Raw genomic sequence first — 12,606 nt, forward strand, 5'->3', positions numbered from 1 at the left:
TGAGTGCTATGGAAAATAAATACAATTTGTTGGTCATTGATGATGACGCGCCGATCCACATCATGATGGATAAAATGCTGGGTGCAGAGTACCGCATTCTGAAGGCGCATTCGGCCCAGGAGGGAATTGATATGCTTGCCAAAGAGCCCATTCATTTCATCCTCAGTGACATTCATATGCCGGGCATGTCTGGCCTGGATTTCCTGGAAGCTTTAACCATGGATGCCGAACGGCGAAATATCCCCATCCTCATTATGACCAGCCTGCCAACCGTTGAAAAAGAGAAAGCAGCACTTGGGCTTGGGGCTTCCGACTTTATTGATAAGGCATTGTTCAATGAAAACCGGGAAGAGGTGCTGAACCGGATCAGGATGAAGCTGGTGGCTCATGTGGAGATCCCCGATCTTCCGGAAGCTCTTGTTCTTGATAAGAAGGAGATCATCAAAAAACTGCTGTTTGATGTGTCTTCAGGCGACTTTGTGACTACCGTCCAAAAACTGTGTAAGATCCTCGGGCAAAAACTAAAAGCCGATCACCTCTCCTTTTGGACCATCAATGATGAAAATGTTCAGATGCTTTTGGCTAACGGCATTCAGCCTCCACGGCGTTACGGTCCCAGGGAATTGAAAGAAGAGGATACCTTTCAGCGGGTGCTTGAGCAAAAACGCCCCTATCTGGTAAACAATGTCATGAATTCCCAAAAAGGGATTTTACGGGAGCTTTCAAAACAAGAGAAATTAACCGCTGAGATAGGAATCCCGCTTTTTGCGCTTACCGACAAGGAACTGGTTAAAAACAAAATGAAGATCCCTCCAAAAACACCGCTTTTCGGATTTGTGGTTCTTAAGCGGCGACGTGTTTTTACCAGTACAGAATATAAGATGACCTCGGTGCTTATGATGAACCTGGGAACCATCCTTTGGCGCCTGTACAAAGACATGTGATGATATTTATGAACAATGCATAGGCTTATCCCTCGTTAGCCTCATGTTAGCTGAAGAAGGACAACATTAAACCGGTTTCTATGACAAGAAGCGTTACTATTTTCTTTTTTATAAGTATTCTTTTTTGTGGGTGTACGTTCGATAAAAAACCCTCTTTTCAAAACAGCTCTGCTGAACCGATCGCCGCAAAAGGCAGTTTATCATCTGCCTCTTCCGAATCTCTCTCAGCTGCCACTCAAAGTAACCAACAAACCGATGCAGATGAAGCGGTTTCATCCATCGAACTCTCCCGACGAACAGCTATCACCAATGCTGTAGAAAAAGCCGGTCCGGCCGTGGTTAGCATAACTGTAACCGAATTGCAACGTGGCTATAAACGGGAATTTGATTCCTTCTTTTTCCGCTATTTCGATGTCCCCATTCAGCGTGAAGTGCAAAGTGTAGGCTCCGGATTCATCATCAGTGAAGACGGGCTTGTGGTGACCAACGAACATGTAGCCAGCAAAAACTCAAAAACCATCATGGTGGCGCTTTCGGATGGCAACAAGTACGAGGCGGAATTAATTGGATCTGATGAGTTGGCTGATCTTTCTTTACTCCAGATCAAAGGAGATCGTGAATCTTTTCCTTATGTCAAATTCGCTGACTCAGATGAAATCATGGTCGGCGAATGGACCATTGCGATGGGCAACCCATTCGGGCTTTTTGCTGACGGACAACCTTCTGTTACCGTGGGTGTGGTAAGTGCCAAAGAGCGGGATTTCCGTCCTGACCCTCAGGACCCCCGGGTATATGTGGAAATGATACAGACCGATGCCGCTATCAACCGGGGTAACTCCGGTGGCCCTCTTGTGAATAGTCAGGGCGAGGTGATGGGAGTTAACACTTTTATTTTTACCGGCGGAACCAGTTCCGGTTTTGTGGGATTGGGCTTTGCCATTCCCAGCAACCGGGTTAAAAAGATCACCAATCAGCTAAAAGAATCGGGTACTGTGTCCTTAGATTATGACCCGGGCATGAAATTCGTTCCGGTTACCCGAAATCTTATTATGCAGTATCCTAACATCCCCCGCGTGCTTGGACTATTTGTCACAGAGGTCAATAAAAGCGGCCCGGCCTACGAGTGTGGCATCATGCCCGGAGATGTGATCGTTGAGATCGGTGACGAACGCGTAACCAGTGAAATGCACGCCTGGGCTTTGATGCGGGAATATTCTGAGGGCGAGAAAATGGAATTGCACTTAGTTCGGGATGGCAAGACCTATAAAACAAACATGACTCTCAGAAAGAGGGTACAAGGCCGTTAACCATACTTGTTTTACGGCTCCCATTTGGTGAAAAGTATCCCTCTGGCTCGTCCATTTGAAGCCGTAAATCCCGTTATATTTCCTTTTTCGTCCCGAATGAATTGGACTTCTGCAAGGGGGAATTCTGCTCCGAAATTATCCGGAGCGCCGGGTTCTAATGTAAGTCCATCTTCCATTTGATAATGCCGGATCTTCAAACTGCTGTCGGCTATCACCACTTTATATACTGTTTCTATCTCCTCACTGTAATAACGGCCGATATATTCCTCCATGCCTTCGTAACTGAGCTCGAATTTAATTTTTCGTGCAATATGGTTTCCATTTTGATGCAGGGTCAGGGAATCGGCTGTTCCGTCTTCATTCAGGTGAAAAGTGATACCGGCTGGCACGCCCACCAAGTCGAATGTTGAATCGGATGTTGCCCTAATGTTTACCTCGGGCTGACCCGTTGCTTGCGTATATAAGCGGTCATCATCTCTTGAGAAACTCAAAATAAAGCCCGGCATGATGCTCAGCTCATATCTTCCGGTAAGCAGATCAAATTGCTCCGGATCATAGACAAACTCTTCGGGTTCTCTTTCTTCTGTCACCTCTTCTTGCTCTGCCGGTTCCTTCATAGCATCGGAGAAATATATTTCTGCTATTTTATTACCTATGTCTCCACGGAATCCGCCAAAATTACTTTGTGTGATCACAGCGGCATTGATCTCGGGGAAAACCATCAAATTGGAACGGTGAGCCATATCTGCTCCTCCATGATGTATTCTTTTCAACCCGTTGTATTCATCTATAAAAAGCCCCAAGCCATAACCGGTTTTACTTCCGTTTATCAATGTAAATGATGTAGTCATTTCCTCTATCATAGCCTTTGTGCCAACTTTTGGATCCAATAAATTATCCACCCATAAAGAAAGATCGTGCAGGGTGGAATGAATGCCCCCTGCCCCCATGGCTCCTCCCAGATCCGTTACTTCCTGAAGCTGCCCATCTTCACCAAACTGATAGCCTAACGTTCGGTTCTCAATTATTTGATGCGGATTCCATCTTACCGAGGTATGCTCCATCCCGATCGGTTTGAACACATTATCCTTCATCCAGTTTGGAAACGTCTCTTCCGTAACTCGCTCTATCACTTCCGTGGCCAATGCATACCCGGTATTGTTATAATTGAACTCTGCCCCGGGCATATTTTGTAATTCGGGCTGACGCTGAACGATCTCGATGATCATCTCCTGAGATACCGGGCTGCTTAAATTACGTCCGGTCATGGCCAGCAGGTTCACAAACTCACGGTAGCCACTCGTGTGGTTTACTATATTTCTTACCGTTACCACCTCTTCGAATTCAGGAAGCTCCGGTATGTATTTGCGAATATCATCGCTAAGATTCAGTTTTCCTTCTTCCTGCAGCAGCAACAATCCAAAAGCCAAAAACTGCTTGGAAGTAGAGCCTATGTTATGGACTGAACCCGGATTCATTTCCACCTCATAAGCCAGGTTCGACCTGCCATAGTACTTCTCCAGCTCAACTTTTCCATCTTTCATTACCATGACTGCTGCGCCGGGGACATCTCCCGCATACTCACTCATAAGCTGATCCACTTTGCCCTCCGGATCTTTGGCCTCCGGCTCTACCTTCACCACCTGTATTGAATACTGCCCTGCAGCCCCTTCGAATGAACGAACTTCAATGGTATAGACGCCTGATGCTTCGGAAACAAACTGAAACGCTTCTCTTCCGCGGGCCGGGCCATCAAAAGTACCGATCACGTTCCCGGCCGGATCTTTTATAGTCACCACAACATCAACCGATCTTTGGTCTGCTTTTCCAAAAACATATTGCCCATCACTGATATCCAATTGGTAGGAATGAACCGACTCCGCCTGAAGCTCTCCTAATATTTCATCCCCTGATTTTATGGGTTTTTGATAAGAACTTTCTGTTTGAGCCAAAGCGATATTTCCGGCTAAAAGGAAAATTAAGAGTACTGTATTGAATAATTTCATTGCATGATATTTAGATGTTCTGACACTGGATCATTCGAGACATCTTTGTCAAAGTTGCTTTGTTTGATGACATCCCTTTTTATCTCTTATTATTTACGGAGACTTTTTTAAAAAAACATAAATGTTTTTATACCTTTCCCGTTCTAACTCACTCACACTTATAATCCATGACCAACCAAACCGATCTTTCTTATCCCAAAGACAACATCAAAGTTCTCCTGTTAGAGGGTGTCCATCCGACCGCTGAGGAGAACTTCAAGAAACATGATTTCATTAACGTAGAAACCTATAGCGAAGCCTGGAGTGAAGAACAGCTTCTGGAACGCATCGCAGATGTACACCTGATCGGTATTCGTTCCAAAACCAACATCACCAAGAAGGTTCTTGAGCATGCCCCCAAGCTAAAAGCGGTTGGCTGTTTTTGTATTGGCACCAATCAGGTTGATCTTGAAGCGGCCATGCAAGCAGGCGTAACCGTTTTTAATTCCCCCTACTCAAACACCCGTTCCGTTGCTGAGTTGGTGATCGCAGAATCCATTATGCTGAAGCGGCGTATTCCTTTGCGCGACAAAAAAGCCCATGAAGGGGTTTGGCTGAAGGACGCTAAAGAAAGTTATGAAGTTCGCGGCAAAAAAATGGGAATCATCGGGTATGGCCATATTGGCTCTCAGGTATCTGTATTGGCTGAGAACATGGGCTTTAACGTTCTATACTATGACATTGAACCCAAACTTCCCATGGGGAATGCAACCCGTATGGATTCGCTGGATGACCTGCTGGCTCAATCAGACATCGTAACCCTGCATGTGCCGGCCACCCCAAGTACCCAGAATATGATGGACCGGGAAACCATCTCAAAAATGAAGAAGGGCAGTGTGCTGTTAAATCTTTCAAGGGGGTCAGTAGTAGATATTGCAGCCCTTAAAGAAGCACTACAATCCGAACACTTATCCGGAGCCGGAATTGATGTATATCCGGAAGAGCCGGAATCGAAGGGAGAGAAGTTCAATACTGATCTGCAAAATTTACCTAATGTTATCCTTACCCCGCATATCGGAGGTTCTACCATAGAAGCCCAGTATAACATTGGCATGGATGTGTCTTCCAAACTCATCAACCTGATCGATGAGGGGACTACGGTTGGTTCACACACCGTTCCCCCGCTAAATCTGCCAAAACAAAAAGATGCTCACCGAATTCTGCATATTCACGAAAACAAGCCGGGTGTTCTTTCGGAGATCAACCAGCTGCTGTCTGATATGGACATCAACATCCTTGGGCAATATCTGAAAACCAACGAGCATATCGGTTATGTAGTGCTGGATGTGGACAAACAATACGATGAAGAGATCCTCGAAGCCATGCAAAAAGTAAAGCATACCATTCGAACCCGAATTTTGTATTGATTTTTCAGGATTATTTGGCTTTTAATCAGGTTTTGCTTGATTAACAAAAAGGAGATTTTCATGCTTTCTAATTCTTGGAATTAAGAACCTGAATTAAGGATTGGAGTAGGGCGCTTCTCCAAAATCGCCAGATTGATGCTATTCCATATAAAACCCAAATGCATTTGTTCTTAATTCAGATAGAGCGTTCTTGATCCTTATGGCGAAGTAAACCGACTCTGGAGAATCAATTTTACTTCGCAGCCTTCACCAACTCCTTGAAAATATTCCGCTGCCTTGCTATCTGAATTAGATATTCCGGATGCCATTGCACCCCGATCATAAATGGAAAGTCTTTATGCTCAATGGCTTGAGTGATTTTTGTATTCAGCTCCCTTGCTGCCACTTCGATTCCTTCTCCGGGCTGATCGATAGCTTGATTGTGTAGGGCATTCACGTTGCAAATATCCGTTTGCAAAAACTCACATAATTTGGTGTGATCCTTTATCACAATTCTTTTCTTGGGAAAGATGGAAGAAACCTGGGCTTTCTCAGCATAGAAACCTCGAATATCCTGATGGAGTGTACCCTTGAAATGCACATTCATCAGTTGCATACCCCTGCAAATTCCCAACACCGGCAATCCTCGTTCTATGGCTTGTGAAAGGAGTCTCAATTCCAGCTCATCTCTTTCGAGGTCAATGGGTGAACGCTTTGTATGTTGAAAGTATCTTACCAGCCAATACACCGGAAAAAACAAGACCGATAGGATCCATTCAAAGACAGTACGCTTATTTCGAACCAAGACCGCTCGCTCAATGCGTTGCTGGCCATATTTCATAGGCTCTACATCTGCTCCTCCCCCAATGATGAGCCCGTCTACCTGATCTATGCTTCGTGGTGTTTCCGTATTAATTCTCAAGGGTTTTCCACCCGCCAGGATCACCGAAAGTGCTGTAAATATCCACGCTCCCGTACCCCCTTCTACCGGACCTGTAATTCCGATCACCGGTTCTCTATCTAACATCCTGCACCCATCTTTCCATTAGTTTGATCCACTTCTTTTTCATCCCAAAAACCGATTTATCATCCATGTTTAAAAATGCCCGCGCGTATTGATCTAAAGACTTCTCATCGTTCGCCAGTTCTTCCACCAAAACCCATCGATTCCATTCCTCTGCCAGCGACCAATTTTCCTTTTCAATAGAACAGTTTGGTAACCGGTAATGAAATGTAGGTCGTGCTGAAGTGAGTTCTTCTTCAAGCAATTTGGTGGTTAGTTCTTCATTCATAAACTTGAAAATCGGCAGCATGTCGAGCGGGCGATTACGGGAATTTTCAAACTTAAAATAATCCCGGATCAACGTCTCCAGGTCCGGTTGATAATCATCCCGTAGTATGTACCGAATATAATCCATCTCATATTCATTTATATAGGGTGTCAGTTTTCTGGAAATATCGATATCGGCATCTTTACGGATCCAGGCATCCAGCATTACATAAGCCTTTAAATGACGGGTCAAACTCTCTGCTGACAATTCGGGAACTTCGGGATTCAGGTGAAGCCCAAAAGCATAAAAAAAGGAGCTTCCCGTGCCTTTGGCTTTCCATTCCCGAAGTTTATCTACCAGTTTATTCAGGCTCCACAATTTTGATAATGGAATAGGTGGGGTGATGATCTCGAAAGGTACTACAGTGGAAGCCATCCCGCGTAAAGTATCTTCAAGCTTTTCTTTATTCTTGAGCTTATCGACATCCAGTCCGACACTTTTCAGCACTTTCTCATATTTCTTGTTCAGGAAAAGACTGGCATCCAGCTCCAACGAAAAATCCCCAAATTCACAATCGCTGACTTCATACTCATATCCGCTTTTCTGGTGAATAGTGCCGCCATACAGGTTCTTGAGCATGTTGGCAGCATCCTGCATTTCCACTCCGGTGAATTCAAATTCAAATCCAACTGAGCGCTCTTTGCCGGTTTCATTTGTTTTTAAAGGGGGATCTTTAAAGTTCAAGAGCATCTATTTTAAGTTACACAACCTTAAACAGATGACAGACCATATTCAATCCTGATTTTAAGATAAGAATGGAGAAGTAAAAAATGACCCCGAAAAACCCAGAAGGACTAGTTCGAAAGATGACTGATTCGAACTTTTATTAATAATGATTTCTGCCCATCTTAACACATTATCTTTAATTGATGAATTTGTTTTATGAACCGGTTCAGAACCATGCTTATTAAGGCGTCTGTGAGCCTCTTTTGGGTTGCTATTCTATTTTTGAACCTGTTCATTTCATTTGAAGCAAAGGCCCAGCATCACCCCCAACCCATTCTGCCGACAGACACTCCTTTGTTTGCCGACTTCGATACCACCAATCAAAAAGTATATGTTTTCCTGAAAAAGGAACTCTGGACTTATTATTTACCGGACCAAAGCTGGTCCCTCGAAACTCAGTTAAAAACTCTTCCTAAAAATCTTTCTGATCTGGAGTTTGGCTTCAACCCCTTCACCGGAAAGCCGGCTTTTTGGTCTCGCGGTGTTGGTTCCGTCTATGAAATCGACCCTTCTATAGATACTTTAGTTCGTAAAGACCTTTCCTTCGACCACAAAAACCAGTTTGGCCACATTCCGTTTTTTCGGGATGGGAAATTGTACGCATTTGGTGGATACGGTCTATGGACCTACAAAAACTTCATCTCGGTCTATCATCCCGAAATTCAGGAGTGGAATCTTCATGCTCCGAAACCGACCTCCCGGCTGCCCGACCCCAGGGAGGCCAAATTTGGCTTCTACCAAGAGAGTGACGATGCGCTATACATCTATGGAGGCACCCTTACAAAAAATAACCGTCCGGACGACCGGTATGTGGAAAAAATCAAAACGGAAGAGCTGTGGAAATATTCATTCCAAGATCAGGAATGGCAGTACATTACCTCTTTCGGCTTCAACGAATGGGAAGGCTATAAATCTACATCCCTATCAAAAGTTGGACGCGTAAACTCCATGTCAACAACTGCTTTTAGTCCACACCGTAATTTATGGTATTTGCCCTTCCGCAACGAGCGTACAACAGACATGGTATTCCATTTTGTACCTTTCAATATTGAAACCAAAGAAGTTTTTAGGCCGATTGAGATCAGATTTCCTAATGAGTCTACTTTTTTCATCTCGAATTACTTTTATAACCCAAAAACTTCTTCCTTTGTATTTGTGGGAATGGATCATCTCACCAATCAAAAGACCTTTCCGTTACGAATAGAAACTCTTTCGGAAGATTCTCTTTTAAAAGCTATAGAAGTAAAAGAGCCAGTACTTTCAAAATTAGGCATCTTTCTTTCATTCGGAGGCATTCTGTTAATCTGTTATCTGCTTTGGTACAGATATAGCTCTGCTGAGAAAGAGGAGGATTCAAACGTGATGGGTGAAAAAACAGCTTATAAAGAATTATTCACCAAATTGAATAATCAGGAAAGAAGACTATATCACATTTTGAAAGAACAAAATGGATACACCGAATCTCATGAACTGGAAGAACTGGCCTGGCCTGATATCAAAAACTACGATTACCACCGGAAATTGCGAAATGAAACCATCAATTCCATCAACGAGAAATTCAGGGAAATAATAGGAGAAGAGCAACTGCTTATCATTCGCAAAAAAGATCCTAAAGACAATCGCCGATACTTGTATGGGCTGAACCCGGATGCCGTTCATTTTAGAGCCTAAAGTCAGTTTGAGACTTGGCTTTTGTGTATGAGCCGAAATACCAAGTTCCAACAATTGTAACGCGTCTCTCCAGAGTCGCGTGTTTGCGCTGCTTCTTAAATGAAAATTCTGATAAGACGATCACCAAATCTCGCTTAATACTTTTTCCATGATCGGCTCTGGAGAGTCGACTTACTTATTTCCGATGTGCAGTTACTCGTCCTTTTCTTGCATTCTCTCGCCCTTTTTCAATTTCTTCTTGCACCTCTTTGGCAAAGCATCCCAATCACCCTAACCTAAAAAGTTAAGTAAACTTTACTTTTTGTAAAGCATACTGTATTCTTTAGCAAATGCAAACGAGCCCATTTTTTATGGAAAAAGAACAAGGATTGCTACCTGGCAATTTTAAATTCATTGGCGGATTTATCTCAATACTGTGCTTTATTTATGCCTTAGTACATCATTTTGTAGAACCGAATCTTTTTTTCGAGGGGCTTCGCACCCCAAACCTCCTTTTTTGTTTTGGGTTAATCCTGATCATAGGTTCCAAAGAGCGCATTGAAGATGAGTACGCTAACCAAATCCGACTTTATGCCCATTCACTCACCTCGATCTTTTTCATCACCTTTATTTTTTTGGATGAAATTGAAGGCGAGAAATATTCCTTTCTAACCGAGTTAACAGGATTACTGCTCATCTATATTCTGATCTTTTACTATAGCTTCAAGAAAGGAGTTGAATGGATCAGGAGTCCGGGTTCTAAAGAATATTTTGTAGGCGTTATGGTTGGTATAGTCATATTAGTCAGTCAAGAATTCCTTTGGACGCCATGATCTCCAATAACCTGAAAGTTGAACGCGCCAAGGTTTCCATCACCCAAAAAGATCTTGCAAAAGAGATCGGGGTCAGCCGGCAAACCATTCATTCCATTGAAAGCGGAAAGTTCACCCCTTCCGTTGAGCTCGCATTAAAACTGGCTGCTTTTTTTGAGATCTCTGTTGAAGAGCTTTTCACTCTGAAGAAAGGCTGATCTATATTTCTACACACATCTTAAATACCGCGATAAATTCCTTAATTTAAGGTTCATCAAAAGAGCTTTAACGGACTTCCATACATGACCTACCTTTCCACCGAAAATCTATCCAAAAATTTTGGCATCAAGCCGCTGTTTGAAGATCTTACCTTTGGTATTTCGCAAGGCGATAAAACCGCACTCATTGCTCCAAACGGAACCGGAAAATCTACGCTGCTTAAAATTTTGGCCGGAGAAATGGAGCCGGATTCCGGCAAGGTGATGACGCAAAAGGGAATTCAGGTGGGCTTTCTGGCACAGGAACCGAAGCTGAATGAAAACATGACTATCAGCGAGTTTATCGCCCACGGAGATTCCGAGAAGATCAAAGTAGTGCAACGATACGAAAGAGCCGTTCAAGCGCAAGCAGCTGATTTCAACCCGCAAACCCAAAAGGAATTCGAAAAAGCATCCGGTGCTATGGATGCTGCTGAAGCCTGGGATGTAGAACAGCAAATGGAGCAAATTCTGGGCGTGCTGGATATTCACGATCTCGATCAGTCTATTGCCTCTCTTTCCGGGGGAGAACGCAAACGGGTGGCACTCGCTTTTGTGCTTTTAGATGAACCGGATCTGCTAATTCTGGATGAGCCGACGAACCACCTGGATGTGGAGATGATCGAGTGGCTTGAAAAATATCTGGCAAGCAGTAAAATGACGCTGCTTATGGTCACTCACGATCGCTATTTCCTGGATCGCGTGTGTAATCATATACTGGAGCTGGATTATGGAACGCTCTATCATCACAAGGGGAATTACGAATATTATCTGCAAAAGAAAGCCGAACGGGAAGAAATTGAAGCGACGGAAATTGCAAAAGCCGGCAAGCTCATGAAGAAAGAACTGGAATGGATGCGCCGTGGCCCAAAAGCCCGAACCACCAAGTCAAAATCCAGGATCAAGGCCTTTTATGATACCAAAGAAAAAGCGGAATCCGGGCGGGAAGAATCGGAGTTGCAACTGGATGTGAACATGAGTCGCATGGGTGGCAAAGTGCTGGAAGTGGAGCACCTGTCGAAGTCCTTTGATGATACCGTGATCCTCGATGACTTCAGCTACCAGTTTTTGCAGGGTGAACGTATCGGAATACTTGGAAAAAATGGAGTCGGAAAAAGTACTTTTCTCAAAATTTTATTGGGTGAAATGAAACCCGATTCCGGCACCATCGAAACCGGTGAGACCATTGTATTCGGGCACTATCAGCAGAAAGGCATACAAATTGATGAGAGCAAACGAGTGATCGAAGTGATCAAGGAAGTAGCGGAAGTAATCGAACTTGCCAATGGCGACAAGATCACGGCTTCCCAGTTCCTGGAGCATTTCATGTTTCCCGGAAAAATGCAGTACACGCCCGTCGAAAAACTCAGCGGGGGCGAAAAGCGCCGGCTTATGCTAATGATGGTGCTCATCAAAAACCCGAATTTCCTCATTCTGGATGAGCCCACCAACGACCTTGACCTCCTCACCCTGAACAAACTGGAAGACTTTCTGCAGAACTTTGGCGGCTGCCTCATCATCGTATCACATGATCGCTTTTTTATGGACAAGCTGGTGGATCATTATTTTGTGTTTGAAGGACAGGGCGTGATCAAGGATTTCCACGGAACCTATGACGAATACCGCGATGAAATTCTGAGCCGGATGTCCGATTCATCGAAAAAGGAAGTTGCTGTAAAAGAATCTGCTCCCCAGCCGAAAGCAGATCCGAAAACGGATCAACCCAAAAAACTCAGCTACAACGAACGGCGGGAATTCAACAAATTAGAGAAAGAAATAGCCAAGCTGGAAGAGAAGAAGTCTGAACTTGAAACAAAAATGAGTAAGGCTAGCTCGGATTACGGAGAGTTAAATGAGCTGTCCAAAGAGTTTGAGGAACTGAAAGAAGAGATCGAGGAGAAGGAATTGATCTGGCTGGAAATGGCGGAGCGGGCGTAGATAAGAAGCTATCAGCTGTCAGACTTCAGCCCTCAGCTGCTGACTGCTGACTGCTGACTGCTGACTGCTGACTGCTGACTGCTGACTGCTGACTGCTGACTGCTGACTGCTGACTGCTGAAACATATTTTCCAAAAGGCACTAATTCCTAATACAACTTCGTATCTTATTCACAACAATTCATTTCAAAAACCATCATGGACATTCAAAGCAATCGGGGACTCACTATCATTGGTGCTGCCATTTTTCTT

General features: G+C 44.0%; 10 protein-coding genes. 7 read left to right on the plus strand and 3 right to left on the minus strand.

What is annotated here, in order from left to right; all coding sequences use genetic code 11:
- Positions 1–8 precede the first annotated feature (8 nt).
- Together B151_RS0112225 and B151_RS0112230 are read left to right on the plus strand one after the other, a co-directional pair.
- A complete protein-coding gene (locus B151_RS0112225; RefSeq protein WP_040517013.1) occupies positions 9–944 on the plus strand; it encodes a response regulator in 936 nt (311 codons plus the stop codon).
- 80 nt (positions 945–1,024) lie between these two features.
- The gene (locus B151_RS0112230; RefSeq protein ID WP_020403931.1) at positions 1,025–2,251 is read left to right on the plus strand and encodes a S1C family serine protease; all 1,227 of its coding nucleotides are present in this window, start codon (positions 1,025–1,027) and stop codon (positions 2,249–2,251) included.
- Positions 2,252–2,262: 11 nt separating this feature from the next.
- Here the strand turns inward: B151_RS0112230 and B151_RS0112235 are convergent, their stop codons facing one another.
- Complete coding sequence (locus B151_RS0112235; protein ID WP_020403932.1) at positions 2,263–4,257, minus strand: serine hydrolase; 1,995 nt, start codon at positions 4,255–4,257, stop codon at positions 2,263–2,265.
- Positions 4,258–4,424: 167 nt separating this feature from the next.
- On the opposite strand from B151_RS0112235, the gene serA reads away from it, so the two are divergent.
- Positions 4,425–5,663: a phosphoglycerate dehydrogenase gene (serA, locus tag B151_RS0112240; protein ID WP_020403933.1), complete on the plus strand. Its 1,239-nt coding sequence runs from the start codon at positions 4,425–4,427 to the stop codon at positions 5,661–5,663.
- Between the two features lie 232 nt (positions 5,664–5,895).
- On the opposite strand, the gene B151_RS0112245 is transcribed toward serA, so the two are convergent.
- Complete coding sequence (locus tag B151_RS0112245; RefSeq protein ID WP_020403934.1) at positions 5,896–6,669, minus strand: gamma-glutamyl-gamma-aminobutyrate hydrolase family protein; 774 nt, start codon at positions 6,667–6,669, stop codon at positions 5,896–5,898.
- Positions 6,659–7,657, minus strand: a complete 999-nt coding sequence (locus B151_RS0112250; protein ID WP_026166644.1) for an amidoligase family protein — start codon at positions 7,655–7,657, stop codon at positions 6,659–6,661. The genes B151_RS0112245 and B151_RS0112250 overlap by 11 nt, the downstream gene beginning before the upstream one ends.
- Before the next feature lie 198 nt (positions 7,658–7,855).
- Between B151_RS0112250 and B151_RS0112255 the strand changes: the two genes are divergently transcribed.
- From B151_RS0112255 to B151_RS0112270, 4 genes are all read left to right on the plus strand, one after another.
- Positions 7,856–9,370, plus strand: a complete 1,515-nt coding sequence (locus B151_RS0112255) for a Kelch repeat-containing protein (RefSeq protein ID WP_020403936.1) — start codon at positions 7,856–7,858, stop codon at positions 9,368–9,370.
- A gap of 350 nt (positions 9,371–9,720) precedes the next feature.
- Positions 9,721–10,182: a hypothetical protein gene (locus B151_RS0112260; RefSeq protein WP_020403937.1), complete on the plus strand. Its 462-nt coding sequence runs from the start codon at positions 9,721–9,723 to the stop codon at positions 10,180–10,182.
- Positions 10,179–10,379, plus strand: coding sequence for a helix-turn-helix transcriptional regulator (locus B151_RS0112265; protein WP_020403938.1), 201 nt, complete (start codon positions 10,179–10,181; stop codon positions 10,377–10,379). Before B151_RS0112260 ends, B151_RS0112265 begins: the two co-directional genes overlap by 4 nt.
- An 84-nt stretch (positions 10,380–10,463) precedes the next feature.
- Positions 10,464–12,356, plus strand: coding sequence for an ABC-F family ATP-binding cassette domain-containing protein (locus B151_RS0112270; protein WP_020403939.1), 1,893 nt, complete (start codon positions 10,464–10,466; stop codon positions 12,354–12,356).
- The last annotated feature ends 250 nt before the right edge of the window (positions 12,357–12,606 follow it).

Origin of the sequence: Gracilimonas tropica DSM 19535, assembly GCF_000375425.1 — a bacterium.
GTDB lineage: Bacteria > Bacteroidota > Rhodothermia > Balneolales > Balneolaceae > Gracilimonas > Gracilimonas tropica.

Excerpts from the sequence above, each read along its gene's own strand:
- B151_RS0112260 (WP_020403937.1), top strand. The coding sequence starts at position 9,721 with ATGGAAAAAGAACAAGGATTGCTACCTGGCAATTTTAAATTCATTGGC.
- B151_RS0112270 (WP_020403939.1), top strand. The coding sequence starts at position 10,464 with ATGACCTACCTTTCCACCGAAAATCTATCCAAAAATTTTGGCATCAAG.
- B151_RS0112255 (WP_020403936.1), top strand. The coding sequence starts at position 7,856 with ATGAACCGGTTCAGAACCATGCTTATTAAGGCGTCTGTGAGCCTCTTT.
- B151_RS0112230 (WP_020403931.1), top strand. The coding sequence starts at position 1,025 with ATGACAAGAAGCGTTACTATTTTCTTTTTTATAAGTATTCTTTTTTGT.
- B151_RS0112245 (WP_020403934.1), bottom strand. The coding sequence starts at position 6,669 with ATGTTAGATAGAGAACCGGTGATCGGAATTACAGGTCCGGTAGAAGGG.
- B151_RS0112235 (WP_020403932.1), bottom strand. The coding sequence starts at position 4,257 with ATGAAATTATTCAATACAGTACTCTTAATTTTCCTTTTAGCCGGAAAT.
- B151_RS0112265 (WP_020403938.1), top strand. The coding sequence starts at position 10,179 with ATGATCTCCAATAACCTGAAAGTTGAACGCGCCAAGGTTTCCATCACC.
- B151_RS0112225 (WP_040517013.1), top strand. The coding sequence starts at position 9 with ATGGAAAATAAATACAATTTGTTGGTCATTGATGATGACGCGCCGATC.
- serA (WP_020403933.1), top strand. The coding sequence starts at position 4,425 with ATGACCAACCAAACCGATCTTTCTTATCCCAAAGACAACATCAAAGTT.